The organism is Neorhizobium huautlense, from assembly GCF_002968575.1.
Classification (GTDB): Bacteria; Pseudomonadota; Alphaproteobacteria; order Rhizobiales; family Rhizobiaceae; genus Neorhizobium; species Neorhizobium huautlense.
Map to the genome: position 1 here is coordinate 202,276 of NZ_PVBM01000004.1, position 24,042 is coordinate 226,317.

Here is a 24,042-nt window from a genome sequence, read left to right on the forward strand (position 1 = left end):
GCGTCTACTTGGTTGCCTTCGCCCAGCTCTTGACGAGTTCGTCATAGTTGACCGTCAGAGGCTTCTCTTTCTCGTTTGCCACCTTCAGCTGCGGCGCGAGGTTACCCTTCGCCACGGCATCCTTGTTCCAATATTCGAGGTCATGCTCTTCGGCGAGCTTCGGACCCGCATCGCCTTGAACGCCGGCGCGTTCGAGACGCTGCAGAACCTTCTCCTGTTCGGCACAAAGCGAGTCCATTGCTTCCTGAGCGGTCTTGGCGCCGGAGGACGCGTCGCCGATCGCCTGCCACCACAGCTGGGCAAGCTTCGGATAGTCAGGAACGTTTGTACCGGTCGGCGACCATTGCAGGCGCGCCGGCGAGCGGTAGAACTCGATCAGGCCGCCGAGCTTTGGCGCACGGTCGGTGAAGGACTTGTGGTCGAGTGTCGACTGGCGGATGAAGGTAAGGCCAACATGGCTCTTCTTCACGTCGACAGTCTTCGAGGTCACGAACTGCGCATAGAGCCAGGCGGCCTTGGCGCGGTCGTCGGGCGTGGATTTCATCAGCGTCCAGGAACCGGCATCCTGATAGCCGAGCTTCATGCCATCCTTCCAGTAAACCCCATGCGGTGACGGAGCGAACCGCCACTTCGGCGTGCCGTCCTTGTTCACGACCGGCAGGCCTTCCTTCACGAAGTCCGCGGTAAAGGCCGTATAGGTGAACATCTGCTGGGCGATTTCGCCCTGCGACGGCACCGGACCGGATTCAGAGAAGGTCATGCCCTGGGCAGCCGCCGGCGCATAGGCCTTCATCCAATCGAGGTACTTCTGGATCGAGTAGACGGCCGCAGGACCATTGGTGTCGCCACCGCGCGCAACGCACGAGCCGACCGGACGCGACTTCTCATCGACCTTGATACCCCACTCGTCGACCGGCTTGCCGTTCGGGATGCCCTTGTCGCCGTTGCCGGCCATAGAGAGCCAGGCGTCGGTGAATCGCCAGCCGAGCGATGGGTCCTTCTTGCCGTAGTCCATATGGCCATAGACTTTCTTGCCGTCGATCTCGCGGCCGGTGAAGAACTCGGCAATATCTTCGTAGGCCGACCAATTGACCGGAACACCGAGATCATAGCCGTACTTGGCCTTGAAGTCCGCCTTGTTCTTCTCGTCGTTGAACCAGTCGTAGCGGAAGAAGTAGAGGTTGGCGAACTGCTGGTCCGGAAGCTGATAGAGTTTGCCGTCCGGTGCAGTGGTGAAGGACTTGCCGATGAAATCGTCAATGTCGAGGTTGGGGTTGGTGACGTCCTTGCCTTCCTTCGCCATGAAGTCGGTCAGGCTGCGCGCCTGCTGATAGCGCCAATGGGTGCCAATCAGGTCGGAGTCGTTGATGTAAGCGTCATAGATGTTTTCGCCCGACTGCATCTGCGTCTGCAGCTTTTCAACCACGTCGCCTTCGCCGATCAGGTCGTGGGTGATCTTGATGCCGGTGATTGCCGTGAAGGCAGGCGCCAGCACCTTGGACTCGTATTCGTGAGTGGTGATGGTTTCGGAAACGACCTTGATGTCCATGCCGGCGAAAGGCTTCGCCGCATCGATAAACCACTGCATTTCCTTTTCTTGCTCGGCGCTGGAAAGCGTCGACATGTCGCCGATTTCCTTGTCAAGGAATTGCTTGGCTTCGTTCATGCCCGCGAAAGCCGAACCCGTCATTGCCAGCAGCATTGCCGCTGTTGTCGTCATAAGATGCCGTCGCATGATATCCTCCCAGAGTTTGCGAGTGCACGTTCAGTTAGAAGATGGCCGGTACATCCGGACACCGTATCAGCTTGCCTCAGACAAAGCGGAAAACGCCGATTGCGTAAACCACGGCTATGGCAAGAGCCCACCACAGGTTGGGACCAATCAGTCCCAACCATGCGAGATGAATGAATGCCGCCCCGAGCAGCGAAATGAACAGCCGGTCTCCACGAGTCGTCTCGAAGCGGAGAATCCCTACGCGCGGCGAACCGCCTGGAGCGAAATATTCCCAAACGCTCATGCCGATCAAAAGCGCGAGGATCGACAGGAAAAACAGCGCCGTCGGCAGCGTCCAGGCCATCCAGGAAAAGGTCATAGGTAATTCTCCTCCTCAAACGCGGCCGAGCGCAAAGCCCTTGGCGATGTAGTTGCGGACAAAATAGATCACCAGCGCTCCCGGAACGATGGTCAGAACGCCTGCCGCGGCCAGCACCCCCCAGTCCATGCCGGCGGCCGAAACCGTTCGGGTCATGATGGCGGAGATCGGCTTTGCGGCAGTTGTCGTCAGCGTGCGAGCGAGCAGGAGCTCGACCCAGGAGAACATGAAGCAGAAGAAGGCAGCAACGCCGATCCCCGACGCGATCAACGGCATGAATATCTTCACGAAGAACCGCGGGAAGGAATAGCCGTCGATATAGGCCGTCTCATCGATCTCCTTCGGCACGCCCGACATGAACCCTTCCAGGATCCACACCGCCAGCGGCACGTTGAACAGGCAATGGGCGAGAGCGACCGCAATGTGTGTATCGATCAAACCGAAAGCCGAATAGAGCTGGAAGAACGGCAAGGCGAAGACTGCCGGCGGAGCCATGCGGTTCGTCAGCAGCCAGAAGAAAAGGTGCTTGTCGCCCAAAAAACGGTAGCGGGAAAACGCATAGGCAGCCGGCAGCGCGGCCAATACCGAGATTATCGTGTTCAGCACGACGTAGATGATGGAATTGATATATCCGTTGTACCAGGACGGATCGGTAAAGATCACGCTATAGTTTCTAAGCGTCGGATTTTGCGGCCAGAGCGAAAAGGCACCGGTGATTTCCGCGTTTTCCTTGAAGCTCATATTGATGAGCCAGTAGATCGGCAAAAGCAGGAAGAGGATGTAAAGGGTCGATACGAGCCAGGAGAGGTTTCCGGCAGGCTTAAATTTAGTTGTCTCGGCCATTGGCGCTCTCCCCTCAACCGTTCGCGTCGCTGCTGGTCATCACGGTATAGAAGATCCATGAGAGCAGCAGGATAATGAGGAAGTAGATGATCGACATGGCGGCCGCCGGTCCGAGGTCGAATTGCCCGACAGCCATCTTGACCAGGTCGATCGAAAGGAAGGTGGTCGAATTGCCGGGACCACCACCGGTCACGACAAACGGTTCGGTGTAGATCATGAAACTGTCCATGAAGCGCAGCAGTACAGCGATGAGCAATACGCGTTTCATCTTCGGAAGCTGGATGTAACGAAATACCGACCAGCGCGACGCACCGTCGATCTTGGCCGCCTGGTAATAAGCGTCGGGAATGGAAACGAGACCGGCATAGCAGAGCAGCACGACGAGGCTGGTCCAGTGCCAGACATCCATGACGATGATCGTGATCCACGCGTCGAGAGGATCGCGGACATAGTTGTAGTCAACACCCAAGGCCCGCAGCGTATAGCCCAGCAAGCCTATGTCGACACGGCCAAAGACCTGCCAGATGGTGCCGACAACGTTCCAGGGAATGAGCAGCGGCAGCGCCATCAGCACAAGGCAAACCGGCACGCCAATGCCGCTTTTGGGCATGTTGAGCGCGATGAAAATCCCGAGCGGTATCTGTAGGGCGAGAATGACGAAAGAGAAGAACAGGTTGCGCTGCAGTGCCTCCCAAAAGCGATCGGAATGCAAAATCTCCAGGAACCAGTCGGTGCCGGCCCAGAAGAATTCGTTATTGCCGAACGTGTCCTGTACCGAGTAGTTCACCACCGTCATCAGCGGGATGACCGCTGAAAAGGCGACAAGCACGAGAACCGGCAGGACCAGAAACCACGCTTTATTGTTCCATGTCTTCTGCATGAGTTCAGGCCTCCCTGCCGACGCGCCAGGAATTGGCGTAGATATTGATGGCTGCGGGATCGAAGGTGATGCGCGGCTCTGCCGGAATCTCGGCATCCTCGGATGCGACGATGGCGATCCGCTGGCCCTGGAAATCCGCACGGACGATCCTTCGACGCCCGATGTCTTCGATACGGTTCACCGCAACCGGCATGCCTTCCCGGCCAATGCGAATGAATTCCGGCCGAATACCGAGTTCGGCGCGGTCGCCGGCACCGATCTGCGGGGAATAATCGAGCGCGATCCTCTCGCCTCCGACGACGACGGCGGAACCTTCCACGCGTGCCGGCATGACGTTCATACCCGGGGAGCCAATGAAATAGCCCACAAACGTGTGGGTCGGACGCTCGAAAAGCTCCGCAGGCGTCCCGATCTGGACAATCTGGCCGTCATACATGACCACCACCTTGTCGGCGAAGGTCAGAGCCTCCGTCTGGTCGTGCGTCACATAGACCATGGTGAAACCGAACTGCTTGTGCAGCCGTTTCAACTGCGAGCGCAGCACCCATTTCATATGCGGGTCGATGACGGTGAGCGGCTCGTCGAACAGGATAGCATTGACGTCATTTCGGACGAGACCCCGTCCGAGCGAAATCTTCTGCTTCTGGTCGGCGGTCAACCCTTGCGCCTTGCGCTTTGACCATCCCGAAAGATCGATGATCTCCAGCATCTCGCGAACGCGCCGATCGACTTCCGCCTCGGGCACCGCACGGTTGCGCAAAGGGAAGGCCAGGTTGTCGTAGACCGTCATCGTGTCATAGATGACCGGGAACTGGAAAACCTGCGCTATATTGCGGGCCTGGGTCGACAGATATGTCACATCCTTGCCGTCGAACAGAATGCGCCCCTCGGACGGTTGAAGCAGTCCGGAAATGATGTTCAACAGGGTTGTCTTGCCGCAGCCGGAGGGTCCAAGCAACGCGTAGGCGCCGCCGTCATTCCATTCGTGGTGAACTTCGCGCAGCGCATAGTCCTTTGGAGACTTCGGAGCGGGACCGTAAGCGTGGCGAATATGATCGAGTGTGATGCGAGCCATAGTTTTCCTCCCGCCTAGGCCACGGCATTGACGGCAATGGCCCGGCCGTCGCTGCCAAAGGCCATAAGGTGACGCGTGTCGAGGAAAAGGTCGACTTGCGTATCCGGATCGATCTCATGAATGCCCGCCGCCAGCATGATCCAGCGCGCGCCATTATAATCCAGATGCACGAAACTCTCCGAACCGGTGATTTCGGAGATCTGCGTGACCGCCCTCAATGGTGCGGCATCCTCCGTTTGCCGGGTAAGCCCCAGATGATGGGGATGAAAGGCCACCGTCATCGCTCCGTCCGGGATTTCGGACAGATGTGAAGGGACGGGCAAACTGTCGACATCCTGGTGGCGAAAGACGGCGCCGGACTTGATCACGTCGATGAAATTGAGCGGTGGATCGGCAAATGTCTTGGCGGTCACGAGATCCGCGGGCCTGCGATAGACGTCTATCGTCTTTCCGAACTGCGTCACCCGTCCCTCGGAAAGGGTCGCCGTATTGCCGCCGAGCAAGAGTGCCTCCGAGGGCTCAGTCGTTGCGTAAACGAAAACGGCTCCCGACTGGGCAAAGATCTTCGGCAGTTCCTCGCGCAATTCCTCGCGAAGCTTGTAATCGAGGTTGGCAAGCGGCTCGTCCATCAGGACGAGGCTGGCATTTTTGACGAGCGCACGAGCCAGTGCAGTTCGCTGCTGCTGCCCACCGGAAAGATTGAGAGGCGTGCGATCAAGATATGGCGTCAGCTTCAAGAGTTCCGCCGCCTGGCGCACGGCCTTGTCGATCGATGCGGAATCCTTGCCAGCGATGCGCAGTGGCGAGGCTATGTTTTCGTAGACGGTCAGAGCCGGATAGTTGATAAACTGCTGATAGACCATTGCCACGTTGCGCTCTTGCACGCGCACGCCCGTGACATCAGCGCCGTCGAAGAAGACCGAGCCGCTCGTCGGCCGGTCGAGCCCGGCCATCAATCGCATCAGCGATGTCTTGCCCGCCAGCGTCGGCCCGAGCAGGACATTGAGCGTGCCTCGTTCAAAGGCAAGATCGGTCGGGTAGATATGATAATCTCCCGCAACCATCTTGGCCACGTTTCGCAATTCCAGCATTCAGGCTCCCGTGCCTCCTCGCAACGGGGACCACATGCCTGCCTAACCGACCATTCTTGCCGGTATGGCAGCCATGTACTCCTCCAAAGATTTCGCTTCTTGTTCGGTAAGACGCAGTCCTTCCTTGGTCCTGCGCCAGAGTACATCCTGCGCCGTCATCGCCCATTCTTGATCGACGAGATAGCGCACTTCCGCTTCATAAAGATTGCTGCCGAAATGACGGCCAAGCCCCTCGGCATCAGTCACGCCATCAAGCATGACCTGTGCCTTTGTCCCGTACCGGCGGACCAGACGACGCGCATGCCCCGTCGTCAGGAACCCATACCGCTGCATTAGTCGTTTGACCTCGGTCTCGTAACCGTCCACGGCAAAATCACCACCTGGAAGATGGCTGCCCGCGGTCCAGGAATGTCCCTTGGAGCCTATCGCCTCGCCGATCTTCTGCAGTGCATGCTCCGACAGGCGCCGATAGGTGGTCAGCTTTCCACCAAACACGTTGAGCAGCGGCGCGCCGTTCTCCAGGTCGAGCTTCAACACATAATCGCGGGTGGCCTCCTGTGCCTTGGAGGCGCCGTCATCGAAAAGCGGCCGAACGGCCGAATAGGTCCACACGATATCACGCGACGTGACGGGCTCGCGAAAATATTCACTGGCCGCCTTGCACAGATATTCCGTCTCCTCCTCGGAGATGTGCACGTCCTTGGGGTCGCCATGGTAATCACGGTCGGTCGTGCCGATCAGCGTGAAATCATCCTCATAGGGTATGGCGAAGATGATGCGGTTGTCGGGATTCTGAAAGAAATAGGCCCTCGGACCTTCGAATTTCTTCCGCACCACAATATGGCTGCCCTGGACGAGGCGGACGTTGTGGGCCGCACTCTGACCGAAGGCGGAGCGTATCACGTGATCGACCCAAGGGCCTGCGGCATTGATGAGCATGCGCGTCTGATGCGATTGCGTCCGGCCCGAGACGACATCGACGGTGTCGACGGTCCAGATCGAGTTCTCGCGCCTGGCAGCCACGACCTTCGTGCGCGGCAGGATAAGCGCGCCACGGTCAGCCGCATCACGCGCGTTGAGAACGACCATGCGGGCATCGTCCACCCAGCCGTCGGAATATTCGAAAGCCTTGGTGAAGAGCGCCTTGAGGGGCTTGCCTGCCGGATCGGTCCGCATGTCGAGGACAGCCGTCGGAGGCAACCGCTTGCGCCCGCCCAGGTGATCGTAGAGAAAGAGGCCCATGCGAATGAGCCAGGCCGGCCTTATCCCGCCCTTGTGATAGGGAAGGACGAAACGCATCGGCCAGATGATATGCGGCGCCATCGCCCAAAGCACCTCGCGCTCCATCAGCGATTCGCGCACCAGCCGAAATTCGTAATGCTCGAGATATCTCAAACCGCCGTGGATGAGTTTGGTGGCTCCCGAAGACGTCCCGGAGGCAAAGTCATCCATTTCCGCAAGCGCGACCGAATAGCCGCGCCCAACGGCGTCGCGGGCTATGCCGCACCCGTTGATGCCGCCGCCGATCACGAAGATATCGTGGATAATCTCGCTCATTCTCCCCCACTTCGAGTCGCCATCAAAGAGCGCCTCGACTTTTTCGAAAGCCATTCCATTAAGAACGAAATTTTCCGAATGTCAAACGAATGTCAAATGCGCCAAAAAATTATTGGTTTTCTTTCGCCGTCTCAATGATGGTAACACCACTCTGTTGGCAGATATCGCGGATTGAAGGAGAGTCGCATTGATCGGTGATAAAGGTATGAACCTGGGAAATTTGTGCGATGCGCACGGGAGCCGTGCGCTCGAATTTCGTCGAGTCCGCGACCAGGATGACATGACGCGCGTTGGCGATGATGGCCTGCGCTACCTTCACCTCCCGGAAATCGTAGTCCAGAAGGGCGCCATCCGAATCGATCGCCGAAGCTCCGATCACCGCAAAATCCACCTTGAACTGACGAATGAAATCGACTGCCGCCTCTCCGACGATACCGCCATCGGATTGGCGCACGACGCCGCCGGTGATCACAACTTCAATGTCGTCAAGGAGGCGTAACCGATTGGCAACATTAATGTTATTGGTGATCACCATTAATTCCTGATGGTGATCCAGAGCTTCCCCGACCGCCTCCGTCGTCGTACCTATATTGATGAAGAGGGAGGCATTGTCGGGAATGAGCCCGGCCGCGGCGATACCGATCGCCTGCTTTTCGGCCGCGGCGATCTGGCGGCGCGCATCATAGCGCACGTTCTCCGTTCCGCGCGGGAAGGTGGCCCCGCCGTGGATACGCGTCAGAAGCTGCGCCGCGCAAAGATCGTTGAGATCCTTGCGGATCGTTTGCGGCGTCACCTGGAATTCGCCCGCCAGTTCCTCGACAAGCACCCGCCCGGCGGACTTGGCCAGCGCTACGATTTTCGACTGACGTTCGGTTAGATGCATACGAACCCCCAATATTTTCATATTGGGCCGAAATCCCTTCGATCGCAAGGCTCACATTTCAGATTGTCGCCCAGCGAGGCTGCAGAGTGCCGTCAGGCATGGGCTCCGGCGATCAGCCGAGCATAGGAAATCGCCGACAGCATGTTGACGTGGTTCGCCTTTCCGGTTCCGGCGATGTCGAAGGCGGTGCCGTGATCGACGGAGACGCGATCGATCGGAAGGCCGAGCGAAACGTTCACCGCGCTGTCGAAAGCGACCAGCTTGATCGGTATGTGGCCCTGGTCGTGATACTGAGCGACAACAAGATCAAAGGCACCGTTATAGGCACGCGCAAAGACCGTATCGGCCGAGATGGGTCCCACCACGTCAATGCCCTTTGCACGGGCCTGCTCGACGGCTGGGGCCAGGAACTCGGTGTCTTCGGTACCGAAAAGTCCGTTTTCCCCGCAATGCGGGTTGAGGCCTGCAACTGCGATACGCGGCGCCTTGCCGATGCGCAGGAAATGCTGATGGCCGGCCATGATCGTCGCTAGAACGCGTTCGGTCTTGGCGCGCTCGATCGCGCCACGCAAGGAAATGTGGGTGGAGACATGAATGGTGTTGAGGCGTTCGGAGGCGAGCAGCATGAACGAGCTCTTCGATCCGGTAAGGTGCGCCAGCAGCCCGGTATGGCCATCGTAGTGATGGCCGGCGAGGTTCATCGCCTCCTTGTTGATCGGAGCCGTCACGATGCAGTCGACGGCGCCTGACAGCGCCAATTCGACTGCCCGGCGGATGTAGCGGACTGAAGCGTCGCCGGCAGCAGCATCCACCTTGCCGATCTGCGGCAGCCTGCCCTCTATCGGCACTTCGTCCACAAGAATCGCGCCGTCCTTCGGCGTTGGCGAAAACAACAGCGAAGTGCCGCAAGCACCGTTTGCCCGCCGCAAGGCTTCCTCGGAACCGACGACGGTGAAATTTTTCCGCTCCGCCTCCGGCAAGGTATTGAGAGCCTTGACGATCACCTCCGGCCCGACGCCTGCCGGGTCGCCCAGCGTGATCGCGATACGCGTGTCCTTGCTCATTTTGGGGTGCCTTTCCCTTTCGTGCCGTTCAATAGGCCGCCTCGTAGATCGCCAATATATCGGCGCGCGACATCTCACGGGGATTGTTGTCGAGCAGGCGACGAATAGCAAAGGCATCGTCAGCCATGGCGCCCAGATCCGCCTGCGGCACGCCGACCTTCGAAAGCTTCATCTCGATGTCGAGCGAAGCGCAGAAAGCATGTGCCGCCTCGTAGACGGAGCCCACCGTGCCGGATTGGGAAAGTCCAAGAGCCTCGAGCACGGCTGCGGTCTTTTCCGGGACGGCCGGCGTATTGAAGGCGAGAACATGCGGGAAAATCAGCGCATTGGCTGCGCCATGGGCCATATGCCAGCGCGTTCCAAGCGGATAGGCAAGCGCATGGCCCGCGGCAGTATTGACCGGCCCGAGGCAGTATCCTCCGTAAAGCGAGGCAAGCGCCAGCCCGGCGCGCGCTTCGGCATCCTGGCCGTCGGCGACCGCGCGGGCAAGATAACGGCCGACCAGACGCACGCCCTCGATCGCATAAAGATCGACCGCGGGATGCGACTTTCTGTTCGTAAAAGCCTCGACGCAATGCGCCATGGCGTCGACACCTGTCGCGGCGGTAATCGCCGGCGGGACCGTGAATGTCAGCGCCGGGTCGATGACGGCGATATCCGCCAGCATATGGATGCTCTCGACCGCCAGCTTGCTCTTCGTAGTTGGGTCGGTAACGAGGGCCCGAATGCCCGCCTCGCTTCCGGTGCCGGCGGTCGTCGGCACCTGCGCCAAAGCCGCCCTTCCTGGCGCCGCAATCTTCCCGGCACCAACCACATCTGACAGCTTTTGCCCCGAACCGGCTAGCGCGGCGGCGAGTTTGGCCAGATCCATGGCGCTTCCACCGCCGAAACCGATGATAAGATCAGCTTCCGCCGCATCTGCCGCAGCCAGCACGCGCTCAAGATCGCCGGTATCTGGCTCGGCACGAACCTCGCCGAATACACTCACCTTACCCGGGAGGCCAAGCAAAGCGATACGCGGCGCGTTGAAAGCGTCCGAAACGACAAGGATACGCCTGCACCCCCGCGCACCGGCCCAAGCGCCAAGACGCTCCGCCGTCCCGATCCCGAATTCGATCACGGGCGGTCGGATCATCGAGATCGGCGTGCTCAACATGCTCATCGGCTTACCCTCCTCCGGCGGCGCAACGAATTACTTCCGCCAATATATGTAAAGTTGTTATCCGTGTCGCGTAAACTTGACAAGCAGTAATGAGATTTTTGGCGAAGCGTCCCTTCAAAACGGCACCAAAACGCGACCTCAGCACACGCCGACTGCCGATGGTCCGCCTCCTAACTCGTCATTCCATGAAGAACGATGGCTCCAGGCGAACGTATTTGATTGCGCGGCGGAAATAGGTGTAGGCGATATGAAGAGCACCATCGGGGCCCTCAACGATGGAAGGATAGGAGAACTCGCGGTTCAGCATGTCCGTCGAATTGTTGCTCAGACAGTGGCCGTCCCCCGTGTCGAGGTCGAAGCGCACCGCAAACGTCCTGCCGCCGTCGCTCGATATCGCCAGGCTCAGGGGCGCACGCGGCACGCCCCAGACTGCGCCTTTGCGATTTGCAACGGCGGTTGCCGGGATCGCCCCCGCATCTTCAGCACCTTCGATCTCGTCATAAAGCGAATGGCGGCGCGCATCCGATGTTTGGGCATTGCTGTGATTGTAAACCATTGCAATTCTTCCATCTTTCAGTCTTGCGGCCTGTATGGACGAATTGTTGTTGGGAAGCTCTGTCGGTTCCGGAGCGCTCCAGGTGAGCCCACCGTCGTCTGAATGGCTCCGCAATACCTGCGTGGCGAAGCGGTTTCTATAAAAGGCCACCATGTCGCCGCCGCTCAACGGCACGATGTTCATATGGACTGCGCCGAGGCTTCCGGGCACTTCCACCATATCCCAACTACTACCGCGATCCTTGGAAACCAGCACCGCGGCCCTATCGATATCGCCGGTCCACCGGCGCCCCGACCCGCTCAGGCAACGGAAGACCGGCAACAGCCACGCGCCGTCACCGTTTACGACGAGTGGCTGGCGTATGAATGTACCAGGTATCCCACAAAGAATGTCGGGCGCGGAGAACGTGCGTCCGCCATCCGTGGATATGCGTTTCTTGACAACTGCTCCATCCTGATTCCCGGATGTCTGCGACGTATAAAGCAGCCATATCGTCCCGTCGGGGGATTGAAACAGCAAGGGATTCTGCTCCGACCGCAAGGGATCGTCGCTCAGTTTTTCGGGTTTCGACCATGCGGCTGCTCCGGGCAAGAGCGTCGACATGTAAACGGAAATATCGCCCATCCCTTCCATCGTGCCGCCAAACCAGACACAGGTAAGCGTCCCATCGGCAAGAAAGGTCAAATTGGCGGCATGGTTCTGAACGCATGGGGAAGGCAGATATGCGTCAGCACGATCGGCGGCGCTATCGCTTGGGGCCAATCTTCCGGTCATCAGGGCTGGGACTTCTGCGGGGTCGAGAGCTGTCGTGGTCATGGCACGTCCAAGGTTCACGGAAGTCTTGAATAATGGGCGGAAAGCTCGGAGAGCTCGGCATCGGTCAACGGCATCAACGGGGCGCGAGTGCGACGCCAGGCGCTTTCGTTTCGCTTCAAACCGACCATCGCCTTGATGGTTGGAATCTGGACATAGGAATTGGAAAGCGACCGATAGGCATTGATGCGGGCCTGGGCAGCCTCGACCTCCCCGGTCTTGGCTATATCCGCGAACTGGTCGTAAACGACCCGTAACGATCCGGCCACCAGATTGGAAGTGGCGGTAATGCACCCCGCTCCCCCGGATTTCAGCAGTGGCAACATGAGCGGATCGGCACCAGCCAAGACGGAAAAATCCGGGAGGGCGGCGGAAATTGCCTGCATGTTGGTCAGATCGCCGGAGGAATCCTTGATCCCTACGACCACCTGCGGAAAAGCCTCAACGAGGCGCTTCAAGAGTGCCAGGGAGAGCGGCACCCCCGAGACCTGGGGGATATTGTAAAGAATGACGCGAAGCCTGGGGTCGCCGATCTTCTCGATGATCTGCGCATAGGCCGCAAACAAGCCATCGTCGCTTACGCCCTTGTAATAAAACGGAGGCAGCATGACGACCGTACTGACGCCGCAGGATAGGGCATGCAGGGTCAATTCGACCGTGTCCGCCAGACAAACCAGTCCGGTGCCGGGCATCAATCTGCCCGGTTCGATGCCAGCGGCAATGGCGGCCTCAAGGATTGCTCGACGTTCGGCAATGGAGAAGGAATTCGCCTCCCCCGTCGTACCAAGCAGAGCTATGCCGTGGCAGCCCTCGGAGAGCAGCTGCCTGCAATGGCTCGAGAACAACGCGAGGTCCGGTGAACCATCGCCATTCAGGGGCGTCGCGGCCGCACAGAACACGCCTCTTACGGCCTGCTTGTTTAACATCTTCTCCTCCCATCGCGGCAACCGCGTATCCAGCAGGGACAACGCCCGCGTCTTTCCCGTTTTCTCCCCCGAAACCCTGGCAGTTGTCAACAAACAAACCACCTTGATTTCGTTTGTTTTCCAACAACGTTTTGAAAATAAAGAAGTTTTTATGGCATTTTCGAATTCGATGGCGAAATCATCAGAAAAATATTGACATATTTACAATATCGCGGGAGTGTACGTCATCAACGGCCAGGAGGAGCGGCCGGGCATTCTATTGGGAGGTAGGGATGACGAAAGCAGCAGCGGGTCCGGCACATTCAGCGCAAGTGTCCCGGCGGGATGCATTGAAGCTTGGTTTGGGGGCGACAATCGCGGCATCGGTGTTCGCCGGCAGCGCCCGTATTGTGATCGCACAGGAAGGGCAGATCCTCAAGGTCGCAAATCCGGCTTTCAACCAGGATTGGTCTCCGCTGCGCGGCGGCGGCGTTCCCTATCGCTGGAATTCCATCTGGTGGGCATCGCCGATGTATTTCGATGAGAAGGGCGGGATTCATCCCTATGTCTTCACAAGCTGGACCCCGTCTCAGGGCGGTAAGGTCTGGACTTTCAAGATCGATCCGAAGGCCTCCTTCTCCGACGGCAGCAAGATCACATCTGAGGATGTCAAAGGGTCCTGGAACGTCTCGGCCATGCCGAACACCAAAAACCAGCGGGCCGATCAGGTGTTGGGCAAGGTCGCAGGTTATGGTGAAGTCAGCAATGGCAAAGCCACCGAGCTTTCCGGCGTGGCCACTCCCGACGCCGGGACAGTCGTCGTGACGCTTTCGGAAGCCGACCCCATATTCTTCATGCGCGTTGCAAACCATATCGCGCCCATTACCAAGGCGTCGCAATCGCGCGGCAGTGATGGCGAGGAGATCCAGGATTGGTACATGCCCGACCAGGATGCCGTCTATTCCGGACCGTTCAAACTCGTCGAAATCGATCTCGACGCCGGCAAGCTTGCTTTTGAGCCCAATGAGCATTTCTTCGGACCGAAGCCGAAGCTTGCGCGCATCGAGATCTCCTCCATCGAAGACAACATCACCGCAACCTCCCTGATCAAGTCGGGGGAGTTCAACGCCCATACCGAGCTCATTACCTCAACGATCGTACAGGATCTGGGGGCTGAATTTTCCGCCGGTCCATTGATCCCGACAAGCCAGCATTTCTGGTTCAATACGTCCCGCGCGCCGATGGACGACCCGAAGGTGCGCCAGGCGCTGATCATGGCTGTCGACCGCGATGGCCTGTTCAAGGCGTCGTATCCCGACGGTCCTCACAAGAAGACGGACCAGGTGATCAATTCAGTGCCGGGGGCGGACAATTCCGGTTTCGAACCTTATCCATTCGATCCAGCCGCTGCCAAAAAGCTGTTGTCGGAATCGAAATATGGCGGTCCCGAGCGCCTGCCGAAACTCCTCTTTGTCGGCGTCTCCGGGCCGGCCATCGAGGCGGCGGCGCAATTCATAGCCGAACAGTGGCGCCAGAACCTCGGCATCACGGCCGTCGACATGAAGCCGCAGCAGGATGCCTATGCCGGCCCCGATCAGAATGCCGTGCAGATCTTCCGTGACGATGTCGGCACCCGTGTTCCGGATGCCGTCTCCTACCTGCAGGGTTCAATCGCCTCCACCTCTTCCAACGCGCAGAACAAGCTTGGAGGCTACAAGAATCCCAAGGTCGATGCGGCACTGGCCGAGGCTTCTACCAAGGCGGCCGACGATCCGAAGCGCATCGCGCTTGCGCAGGAGGCACAGAAGGCTTTCCGCGAAGACTGGGCCTTCATTCCCTGGTATGCTCAAGCTATGTCGCGCTGGGCCACCAAAAAGGTCAAGGGTATCGACAAAAACCTTGACTGGCAGGTTGCACGGCCCTGGGAAATAACCATCGCCTGAGGCAACCCGGAAAGGCCCGAAGGGCTGATCCCGACCCGGCAGGAATGCGATGCGCAGTATTCAGTTGGCGCATCGTTTTCCTGCGGCAAATCGGAAATTCAAACTTGTTCCGCACACATCTGGAGGCTGCGGAAAGACGGCATGAAAGCGTCAGGAAGCCTTTGCCGGCGACCGGCCCATGCGGGAAGGGAAACTCGGCGATGCTGCGTTACGTTGCGACACGATTTGCAATCTGGATCCCATCGGTCCTGCTGGTCATGCTGGCGGTCTATGCGCTCGCCTTTTATGGTGCCGGCGATCCCATCAAACTCATCTTCCTGCGCGCACCGGGCGATGTCGCCTATAACCCTCAACGTATCGAGGCAATCCGCGAGAGCGCCGGCCTCAACAAGCCCTTTATCGAGCAGTTCGGCTACTATGTGTGGAACCTCCTGCAGGGAAAGTTCGGCAACTCCCTCACCTCTGGCCGCTCGGTCTGGGCGCTGGTGAAGGCTGCCGCGCCGGTCTCCTTCCAGCTTGCCCTCTGTTCCATCGTCCTGACCGCAGTCGTCGCGATCCCGCTTGGCATGATTGCTGCGCTCAACCAGAATACCCGGACCGATTACGCCATTCTGGGATCTGCGCTCTTCCTGTGGGCAATCCCTGCCTATGTCGCAGGGCCGCTGTTGATGGTGGCCCTCATCGTCCTCTTCCCGGGCGCGAAAGTGCCTTATGGCTGGGGCGGCGTGTTTGACATGCGCATCCTCCTGCCGCTTTTCGTGCTCTCCTTCCAGCCGATCGCGCTCATCATCCGCCAAACGCGCGCTGCAGTCATCGAAGTGCTGTCGGAGGATTTCGTGCGGACCGCACGTGCCAAGGGCGTGCCGGAGATGATGGTGGCGTTGCGCCACATCCTTCGGCCGGTGCTGACGCCGGTCGTGACCCAGCTCGGCCTTATCATGATCACCATCGTCAATGGGGCGATCTTCGTGGAGCTCGTTTTCGGCCTGCCCGGTCTTGGACGCCTCACCGTACAGGCGCTGATCAATTCGGACTATCCGGTGATTCTGGCGGTCACCTTGATCGGATCCTTTCTGGTGATGATCTCCAACCTGCTGGTCGACATCCTCTATCCGCTGCTTGACCCGCGCGCCAACGATTCCAAAAGGAGCCGCTGACGATGACGCTCGTTGAAACCAATCCCGCCGTCGGCGAGGAGGATCGGCCGGTCAACCTCTGGCGCGATGCCTGGCACCGGCTGAAACGCAACAAGCTGGCGATCTTTGGCCTCGGCATTGTCGTGCTGCTGGCCTTCGTGGCAATTTTCGGTCCCTATCTCACACCCCATGACTTCCTGAGCCAGGACCTACAGGCCCGCAACCAGGCACCTTCGCTCGCTCATCTTTTCGGCACCGACGACCTCGGCCGCGATGTCTTCAGCCGTGTCGTCTATGGCACCCGAACTGCCTTCCTGGTCGCCATCGTTGTCACGGCAATCGCGCTTTTGATCGGCACGACCTTGGGCGCTGTCGCCGGTTTCTTCGGCGACCCCTATGACCGTGTCATCATGTGGCTGACGGACATGACCATGTCGGTGCCGAACCTGCTGCTCGTCGTGGTCATCAACGCATCGCTGAAGACGCCGATCGCACGTTGGATGGAAACCCAATACATGGCGACGCTCAATCCCTTCTATCGGGAAACGATCTGGATCGATTTCTTCCTCGTTTTCGGCTCGATGGCGATGATCTCCTGGCCGCCTTACGCGCGCCTCGTCCGCGCCCAGGTGCTGTCGATCCGAAGCCGGCCCTACATCACTGCTGCCATGGCGCTCGGGCTGTCGAACCGCATCATCATGATGCGCTATGTCGTGCCGAATGCGCTCGGACCGCTGATCGTCTCGGTCAGCGCCGGCCTCGGCACCGCCATGGTCCTGGAAAGCGCCTTTTCCTTCCTCGGCGTCGGTGTAAACCCGCCGACGCCGAGTTGGGGCAACATGATCTCCGACGGACTGCGGGTCTGGCAACATCATCCTCACCTGCTTGCCGCCCCCGCCGCCGTGCTCGGCCTTGCCTCCGTCGCCTTTTCCTTTCTCGGCGATGGCCTGAACGATGCTCTCAACCCGCGAGGTACGAAGTGACAGCTCAGGACACCAAGGAAAGGCTGCTCGACGTGAAGGGCTTGACCGTCGAAATCGACGGCCGCCGCGGTCCGGCCGTGGTAGTGGACGGAATCGACCTTCATGTCACGAAAGGCGAGACGCTCGGCGTCGTCGGCGAATCCGGTTGTGGCAAGAGCCTCACCATGCTCAGCCTCATGCGGCTCCTCCCCAACAAGATCAAAGTGACGAGTGGTTCTGCCGATTTCGATGGGCAAGACCTGCAGAAGATGTCGGCGCGGGCGCTGCGCAAGGTGCGAGGCGGCGAAATCGGCTTCGTCTTCCAGGATCCGATGACATCCCTCAATCCAGTCATGAGGGTGGGCGACCAGATCTGCGAACCGCTCCTTTATCATCGTGGCATGTCTCGCCAGGATGCCCGCAAAAGGGCTGTCGAGCTTCTGCGGCTCGTCGGCATTCCGGGCCCTGAGGAACGGCTGAACGCCTATCCGCATGAACTCTCCGGCGGCATGCGGCAGCGGGTGATGATCGCGATCGGCCTGGCCTGCGACCCAAAGCTGCTGATCGCCGACGAGCCCACAACGGCGCTCGACGTGACGATCCAGGCCCAGATCGTCGATCTTGTGAAGCAACTTCGCTCCAAACTCGGCATGTCCGTCGTTTGGATTACCCATGATCTTGCGCTGATCGCCGGCCTCGCCGACCGCGTTGTGGTGCTTTATGCCGGCACCGTGGTTGAGGATGCGCCGGTCGACGCGCTTTTTGCCAATCCGAGTCATCCCTATACACGCGGCCTGCTCGCCTCGATCCCGACACTTTCGGACGCGCCGGCGGCGCGGTTGAGTTCGATCGGCGGTACACCGCCTGAACCGGGACGCCGCCCTCCCGGCTGCCCTTTCGCGCCGCGCTGTCCACTCGCCATGGATATCTGTCGTAGAGATGTGCCCAAACTGGAACCCATTTCCTCTGAGGGCAGCCATCGCGCCGCCTGCTTCGCCGTCCAGAAAGCGCTGAAGGCCGCATGATGAATGTCGAACCCTTGCTCAAGGTCGAAAACCTCGTAAAGCATTTTCACGTGCGTCTCGGCGCCTTTGGCGAAAGGACGGCGACTGTCCACGCACTCGATGACGTCAGCCTCGACATCCAACAAGGGGAAACGCTGAGCCTCGTCGGCGAGTCCGGCTGCGGAAAATCAACGACTGGCTTCACCATCTTGAACCTGCATCGCGCCAGCGGGGGACGGGTGATCTACAAAGGTCAGGACCTGACCCTGCTCGATGACAAGCGCATGCGGCCCTTCCGCCGCGATTTGCAGATCGTTTTCCAGGACCCCTATTCGACGCTCAATCCACGCATGACTGTCGGCGAAGCCATCGGCGAACCGATGCTTTTTCACAAACTTGCGGCCAAGACGGAACTGGATGACAAGATCGCCACACTTCTCCAGGATGTCGGCCTGCCGTCCCGTTTCGCCTCGCGTTACCCGCACGAGCTTTCCGGCGGCCAGCGACAGCGCGTCGTGATTGCCAGAGCATTGGCCTGCCAGCCAAAATTCATCGTCTGCGACGAAGCGATCTCGGCGTTGGACGTTTCGATCCAGGCGCAAATCATCAACCTCCTGCTCGACCTGCAGGAAAAGTACGGACTCACCTATCTTTTCATCGCCCATGATCTAGCGGTCGTGCGTCATATCTCGACCCGGGTCGGGGTCATGTATCTCGGCCGTCTGGCGGAACTGGCGCCGCGCGACGCGCTCTTCGAGACGCCGCTTCATCCCTACACGAAAGCGCTGTTGTCGGCCGTGCCGGAAGCTGACCCGCTGAGGGAACGCAATCGAAAGCGCCAGATCCTGGAAGGCGACGTTCCGAGTCCTCTCGATCCTCCGTCCGGCTGCCGGTTTCATACACGCTGCCCGATCGCAGCAGACGTTTGTACCAAGATCGTCCCGGAATGGAAGGCGGCCCGTCCCGGCCATCTGGTTGCCTGCCATGCCGTCAACCCGAGTTCCGCATAATGGGCCTGGAAGTCGCAATCATCGCCGATGATCTGACGGGCGCGCTTGATACCGGCACGCCGTTCATCGGAGCGGGATTGACTGTCTCCGTGGCAGTCGACGTGGAAAATATATCGACAGCGCTTAAGGACGCACCGGACGTCCTGGTCGTCAATACAGCATCAAGGGCCATGCCGGCTCCACAGGCGGAGCAGACCGTGCGCCGAGCCGCTAAGACGATCACCGCGGCGAGCCCCTCCTTTGTCTTCAAGAAGATCGATTCCCGCCTTAAAGGACATGTCGCCATTGAAAGTGAGGCGATCGCCGATGTCTTTGGTTATGACAAGCTCGTCGTAGCGCCCGCCGTCCCCGATCAGCATCGGTTTACACACGGGGGTTCGGTCGTCGGTCGTGGCGTGGAGACGCCATTGCCGATCCTGCCGCTCTTTACCGGTCCCGGCGTGGAACTCTACATCGCCGATGCCGAAACCGACGCTGATCTCGACCGGATCGTCGCCCAACTCGACGGCAAGACCCTACTCGTCGGAGCGCGTGGCCTCGGCCTTGCTCTGGCGCGCAGGCTTTGCCGGAGCCGTCCTGATACCAGCCTTTTTTCCCCCACCGCAGCCACCCTGTTTGCAATCGGCTCGCGCGACCCCATCACTATTGAGCAGATGAAGGCCCTGGAGGCCTGCGGGCGGCTGAACGGGGTGCTCGACGCTCCGGGCGGCGTTCTTTCTGTACCACCTGAAGTGGCTCTGCCGGTTCTGATCCGCTGCTGCGGCGAGATCATCGAAGACGCTGCTGCGGTCGCCGTCCGTTTCGCCCGACAGGTCGGCAACATCGTCGAACGAACGAAGGCCGATACAATCGTAGCCGGCGGCGGCGACACGGCCCATGCGCTTTTGCGCGCTTTGGGCGTTGGCGTGCTGTCGCCGAAAGGTGAGATCGAGCCGGGTTTTCCATGGTGCGAACTGGTTCTGCAGGACGGCCGGCCGATACGATTGGCGGTCAAATCGGGGGGGTTCGGATCGCCGGAAACTCTGATAAAAGCGCTTGCAAATCCACCTGAAACAAGGCGGAGCTTATGATGGGACCAAATGGCAGATCGATTGGCTGAAGGATTGAGCAAACAGGCGCGGCCAGTGGCACAGGGGAAACCGGACCGGGCCCGGTCGGTCAAACTTGTGGATCGGGTCGTCGACCAGCTCCTCGATCGTATCCGCACCGGAAACTATGCGCCGGACTCCAGGCTTCCCGGCGAACATGAACTTGCCGCGTTGCTCGGAGTGTCGAGACCTGTCGTGCGCGATGCGTTGAGCCGGTTACGCGACCAGGGGATGATCTATTCGCGTCAGGGGGCGGGCACCTTCGTCAGCGCCCAGGCGTCCAACACAGCCCAGCTCGCCTACTCCCCGGTCAAATCGATCGCCGATATCCAACGGTGTTATGAATTTCGCCTGACCATCGAGCCGGCCGCCGCCTATTTTGCGGCGCAGCGGCGAGACAAAGCAGCAATCGACAGGATTGCCGAAGCACTTGCCGAATTGCGGGAGGCGACAAGCCACCAGCTGCACAGAGTGGAGGCGGACTTCAACTTCCACAGGGCAGTTACACAGGCCACGAACAATCATTTCTATACCGCCTCGATGGAGGCGTTGAAGGCACATATCGCTGTCGGCATGCATCTGCACGGTCTTTCTTTGATGGGCGCACGCCCTGGCCTGCAGCAGGTTTACGAGGAACATCAGGAAATCTTTCAGGCCGTCAGCGAGGGTCGCGCCGAGGACGCGCGTGACCTCATGCGAAAGCACCTGGAAGGTTCACGTGACCGCCTGTTCGAAGGCCGTGTTCTGGATCTGTCGCTCAAGCCTTGAGAGGCTTTATCCGATGATAGTCGGCGGGAGAAATCTCTCGACAAGCAATATTCGCAATCTCCTGGGCTTCCGCACCTTCGAGAGGTTCGGGCGCTCTCGCTAACCCGTCATCCGCGGGGCGGCCGACCGCAATCGGCAGGATTTCCAGCCGCTGGCATTCACCGTTGGCAGAAAGCTCCAGCCGGATTGCCGCGCTGCGCCATACATCAACACCCCTTTGCCGATAGCTCTCCGCTCGCCGGGTGTGAAATACGAAGTTACCGAGCCCCGGAATGATGGCGCGGCCACGATGAAAGTGTATGGGCTGCATGACCGGTGCGCCCGTACCGAGGATCAGATCCGCCCCCTCATCAATCAGGCCGCGAAAAAGGTCGAGCAGCCAGGGCGGGGTTTGGGACCAGGCCGCATCCCAGTGGTGGCCATGAATTGCCACGGCAATGCAGCAGCCGTTGGATTTGGCGATTGCCATGCCAGCTATAAGGCGTTGCATGTCTCCCTCGTCCGCCGCCCAGACAGCCGTGATCTCATCACCCGCGGTGACCGGCGTGCCAAAGACTTCTACCCCTTCGCAAAGCCCGGAACGGTAACCGACAGAGGCGCGGGCAGCCTCGCGTGCATCGTCGCCAAGCGCCGTCACAATCCGTGCTAGCACCGCAAAGTCGGCCAGTGGCATCGTCACCGACCGCCTGACCCGCAGCGGTGCGATGCCGGCACGGTCGGCGGAGGCGTAATTGATGTCCGGCTGCGGCCCGAGGTCGACGGAAAAGACCGCCAGCGACCGATCCGGATCGCCGACTACCACTGGCGCTGCTGCCTCATCGATATTCGCACCGCTCCCGGCAAGCCGCAAGCCGGCAGCATTTGCAGCCGAGCGCGTCGCAAGGATTCCGGGCGGGCCAAGATCGAAGGCATGGTTGTTGGCATGCGTCACCGCATGGAAACCGAGGCTGCGCAGCGAACTCAACGCCGCGGGAGAGGCCAGATGCAGCGTCTTCGTTTTCGTCGGCCAAGCGCCCATCGCCTCAACCGTCGCTTCCAGATTTCCGAAGGCGACATCCGTCTTGAGAAAGTCCCGCACCTCAGCCTGTCCTCGACCTGAGAGATCGAGCGGACCATGGATGAGGATCTGGCCCGTGACACCGACGGAAAGCATGTTCCGCTCACTTTGCCAGTGGTTTCAAAGCCGCGCGGCTTACGATCGGAAGGCGGATTGAAGAGGGTCTTGCAGCATCGCAAAATACGCTGTTTCGTGCGATCCGGGTCGTGCGGCCTCTGCCTTCCGGCGCAAAACTGTTCGGATTGACGTCATATTTCGGGAAGTTGGACGAGGAGATATCCAGCCGGATGCGATGCCCCTTGGCAAAGTGGTTGGCAGTCGCAAAAGGCTCGATGAGCACTTTGAAAACCTCTCCCGCCGCGATCGGCTCCGGCTTTTCCCAGGAATTGCGATACCGGCAGCGGATGACCCCATCGGTGATATTGAGCGCATAACCGGTCGGATAGTCCTTGCTCGGTGGATAGACATCGATCAGCTTTGCGGTGAAATCGGTGTCGGGGGCATCCGACGACACATGAAGTTCAACAACGATCGGCCCTACCACGGCAATCTCGTCCTCAAGCGGAGCGGTCTCGAACGACAAGATATCGGCCCGCGCCGCCAATGGCAATCCGGGATGCCGGGAGCCGAAGAACCTTTCCCCCTCGCGCTGGTCAAAGCCGCCGCCCTCGAAGATCGGTTGACCGCTCGTCAGCGAACCGCCGATCGTTGGAACAGGGTTCTTCGGATCGAAGTCATAGGCGAATGGTGCGGCGCCCGTCTGCGGCATGTCGGTGGAAAGCGAGCCGTTCTCATGGATGTAATACGACTTGAATTCCGTTTCCGGCAGCGGCCAGTCGCTCGCCTCGATCCAGTATCCCCCATGGTCGAGCCGTCCCTCAGCGTTGCGCTTGCCCGATCCTCCGCCCATGACGAAGAGGCGGACAACCGGCGCCGCTGCAACTTGGTTTTCCTTGCTCTTCAACCATCGATCGAACCAGTCGCGCCGGAAGGAGAGCCAACTTTCCGTTACATTGCCCCCAAGCGGTGCCGCCGGCCCAAAGGACGTGTCGCCGGCAAAGGTGGAATTGCGGTTGCCATGCAGCCACGGCCCCATGATCAGCTGCAGCGGCCGGCTATCCTTGCCGGAGAGACCCCGATAATTGTCGAGCGTCGACTTCACATAAGCGTCGTACCAGCTCGACATCAGCACGATGGGTATTTCCGGAAAAGTCTCATAGAAACCTTCCATGTAAAGCCCGACACGGCGCCAGCTTTCGTCGAACGTGCCGCTTCGCCACTGCTCCAGCAGGTAGTCTTCGTATTCCGGCATCCACCGCACCGGCGAAACGCCTTCGCTCCAGGGCATTGCGGAAAACCATGCGTGGATGTCCTCCGCCTCGATTGCCGCACGGGCCAGTTCATTGCCCTCGCCGATCGCCTGATTGTAGGCCCAGGTCGCCTGCTTCAGCTCGAATGCGCCGCCCTGGCGGATACCGCATTGATAGGCGTTCGAAAACCCACCCGAATCCATGACCATGCAGGCGAGGCCCGGCGGGTTGAGGCAGGCGAGTGCTGCCTGCGTATGTGCCGCGTAAGAAAGGCCCATCGTCCCGAACTTGCCATTCGACCAGGGCTGTTCCACCAGCCAGCCAGCGGTGTCGTAGCCGTCGGCGGCTTCGGAAATATACTTGCTGAACTCGCCTTCGGAATTGTAGCGGCCTCGGCAATCCTGATAGATCACCGCATAGCCGGCCCGCACAAAATATAGGGCGACTTCCTCGCGCTTCATCGGCGTCGCCATGCCGACTTCGATCTCGGAACGCGAGCGCTCCGTCTTGCCATAGGGCGTGCGCTCCATGATTGCCGGCAGCCGGCTATCGATCGCCTTGCCGTCCTTGGCCGGCAGGTAGACGTCCGTCGCGAGCCTCACGCCATCGCGCATCGTCACCATCACATCGCGTTCGACAATCACGTCGTCGGCAATCACCTCGAAGCGCGATGGCGTCAGGGTATCCATATCCGTATCCTCGAAAATATTGGGAGGCACCGGGTTGATGACAAACCTGTACCCCGTACTTCACGCCATCCTCGGGTTTGTCCCGAGGATCCAACCACGTCAAAAATCAACCGTTTGCAGATCCTCGGGACAAGCCCGAGGATGACGGCAGAG

21 protein-coding genes are annotated in these 24,042 nt (G+C 59.7%); 7 read left to right on the forward strand and 14 right to left on the reverse strand.

The features are described 5' to 3' along the window. Positions 1-4: 4 nt before the first annotated feature. The 12 genes from C5L12_RS06605 to C5L12_RS06660 form a co-directional block, all read right to left on the reverse strand. The gene (locus C5L12_RS06605) at positions 5-1,735 is read right to left on the reverse strand and encodes an ABC transporter substrate-binding protein (protein ID WP_105371224.1); all 1,731 of its coding nucleotides are present in this window, start codon (positions 1,733-1,735) and stop codon (positions 5-7) included. A 76-nt stretch (positions 1,736-1,811) separates the two neighbouring features. Then, positions 1,812-2,093 carry a DUF2160 domain-containing protein gene (locus C5L12_RS06610; RefSeq protein WP_105371225.1) on the reverse strand — a complete coding sequence of 94 codons (282 nt, stop codon included), beginning with the start codon at positions 2,091-2,093 and terminating at the stop codon, positions 1,812-1,814. A gap of 15 nt (positions 2,094-2,108) precedes the next feature. Then, complete coding sequence (locus C5L12_RS06615) at positions 2,109-2,936, reverse strand: carbohydrate ABC transporter permease (RefSeq protein WP_105371226.1); 828 nt, start codon at positions 2,934-2,936, stop codon at positions 2,109-2,111. 13 nt (positions 2,937-2,949) lie between these two features. Beyond that, positions 2,950-3,816 (reverse strand): carbohydrate ABC transporter permease, encoded by an 867-nt coding sequence (locus C5L12_RS06620; RefSeq protein ID WP_105371227.1) that lies wholly within the window; start codon positions 3,814-3,816, stop codon positions 2,950-2,952. A gap of 4 nt (positions 3,817-3,820) precedes the next feature. Next, complete coding sequence (locus C5L12_RS06625; protein ID WP_105371228.1) at positions 3,821-4,891, reverse strand: ABC transporter ATP-binding protein; 1,071 nt, start codon at positions 4,889-4,891, stop codon at positions 3,821-3,823. A gap of 14 nt (positions 4,892-4,905) precedes the next feature. Next, entirely contained in the window at positions 4,906-5,982 is a 1,077-nt protein-coding gene (locus tag C5L12_RS06630; protein WP_105371229.1) for an ABC transporter ATP-binding protein, read from the reverse strand. 42 nt (positions 5,983-6,024) lie between these two features. Continuing rightward, entirely contained in the window at positions 6,025-7,539 is a 1,515-nt protein-coding gene (gene glpD / locus C5L12_RS06635; RefSeq protein ID WP_105371325.1) for a glycerol-3-phosphate dehydrogenase, read from the reverse strand. Between the two features lie 109 nt (positions 7,540-7,648). Then, positions 7,649-8,422, reverse strand: a complete 774-nt coding sequence (locus tag C5L12_RS06640; RefSeq protein ID WP_105371230.1) for a DeoR/GlpR family DNA-binding transcription regulator — start codon at positions 8,420-8,422, stop codon at positions 7,649-7,651. Positions 8,423-8,514: 92 nt separating this feature from the next. Next, positions 8,515-9,486, reverse strand: coding sequence for a 4-hydroxythreonine-4-phosphate dehydrogenase PdxA (gene pdxA / locus C5L12_RS06645; protein ID WP_105371231.1), 972 nt, complete (start codon positions 9,484-9,486; stop codon positions 8,515-8,517). Positions 9,487-9,514: 28 nt separating this feature from the next. After that, complete coding sequence (locus tag C5L12_RS06650; RefSeq protein WP_105371232.1) at positions 9,515-10,648, reverse strand: iron-containing alcohol dehydrogenase; 1,134 nt, start codon at positions 10,646-10,648, stop codon at positions 9,515-9,517. A gap of 178 nt (positions 10,649-10,826) precedes the next feature. Continuing rightward, positions 10,827-12,020, reverse strand: a complete 1,194-nt coding sequence (locus C5L12_RS06655) for a sialidase family protein (RefSeq protein ID WP_105371326.1) — start codon at positions 12,018-12,020, stop codon at positions 10,827-10,829. A gap of 14 nt (positions 12,021-12,034) precedes the next feature. After that, entirely contained in the window at positions 12,035-12,943 is a 909-nt protein-coding gene (locus C5L12_RS06660) for a dihydrodipicolinate synthase family protein (RefSeq protein WP_105371233.1), read from the reverse strand. A 272-nt stretch (positions 12,944-13,215) separates the two neighbouring features. On the opposite strand from C5L12_RS06660, the gene C5L12_RS06665 reads away from it, so the two are divergent. From C5L12_RS06665 to C5L12_RS06695, 7 genes are all read left to right on the forward strand, one after another. Continuing rightward, positions 13,216-14,865 (forward strand): ABC transporter substrate-binding protein, encoded by a 1,650-nt coding sequence (locus C5L12_RS06665; protein WP_105371234.1) that lies wholly within the window; start codon positions 13,216-13,218, stop codon positions 14,863-14,865. A gap of 200 nt (positions 14,866-15,065) precedes the next feature. Then, positions 15,066-16,022 carry an ABC transporter permease gene (locus C5L12_RS06670; RefSeq protein WP_105371235.1) on the forward strand — a complete coding sequence of 319 codons (957 nt, stop codon included), beginning with the start codon at positions 15,066-15,068 and terminating at the stop codon, positions 16,020-16,022. Between the two features lie 2 nt (positions 16,023-16,024). Further along, entirely contained in the window at positions 16,025-16,984 is a 960-nt protein-coding gene (locus tag C5L12_RS06675; protein WP_105371236.1) for an ABC transporter permease, read from the forward strand. Continuing rightward, a complete protein-coding gene (locus C5L12_RS06680; protein ID WP_105371237.1) occupies positions 16,981-17,988 on the forward strand; it encodes an ABC transporter ATP-binding protein in 1,008 nt (335 codons plus the stop codon). Before C5L12_RS06675 ends, C5L12_RS06680 begins: the two co-directional genes overlap by 4 nt. Beyond that, positions 17,988-18,977: an ABC transporter ATP-binding protein gene (locus C5L12_RS06685; RefSeq protein WP_105371327.1), complete on the forward strand. Its 990-nt coding sequence runs from the start codon at positions 17,988-17,990 to the stop codon at positions 18,975-18,977. The genes C5L12_RS06680 and C5L12_RS06685 overlap by 1 nt, the downstream gene beginning before the upstream one ends. Continuing rightward, positions 18,977-20,047, forward strand: coding sequence for a four-carbon acid sugar kinase family protein (locus tag C5L12_RS06690; RefSeq protein ID WP_105371238.1), 1,071 nt, complete (start codon positions 18,977-18,979; stop codon positions 20,045-20,047). Before C5L12_RS06685 ends, C5L12_RS06690 begins: the two co-directional genes overlap by 1 nt. 9 nt (positions 20,048-20,056) lie before the next feature. After that, positions 20,057-20,833 (forward strand): FadR/GntR family transcriptional regulator, encoded by a 777-nt coding sequence (locus C5L12_RS06695; RefSeq protein ID WP_170109061.1) that lies wholly within the window; start codon positions 20,057-20,059, stop codon positions 20,831-20,833. On the opposite strand, the gene C5L12_RS06700 is transcribed toward C5L12_RS06695, so the two are convergent. Both C5L12_RS06700 and C5L12_RS06705 read right to left on the reverse strand, forming a co-directional pair. Then, positions 20,823-21,986, reverse strand: a complete 1,164-nt coding sequence (locus tag C5L12_RS06700) for a CapA family protein (protein ID WP_105371239.1) — start codon at positions 21,984-21,986, stop codon at positions 20,823-20,825. The genes C5L12_RS06695 and C5L12_RS06700 overlap by 11 nt on opposite strands. A 7-nt stretch (positions 21,987-21,993) precedes the next feature. After that, positions 21,994-23,889 carry a CocE/NonD family hydrolase gene (locus C5L12_RS06705; RefSeq protein ID WP_245422785.1) on the reverse strand — a complete coding sequence of 632 codons (1,896 nt, stop codon included), beginning with the start codon at positions 23,887-23,889 and terminating at the stop codon, positions 21,994-21,996. Positions 23,890-24,042 lie beyond the last annotated feature (153 nt).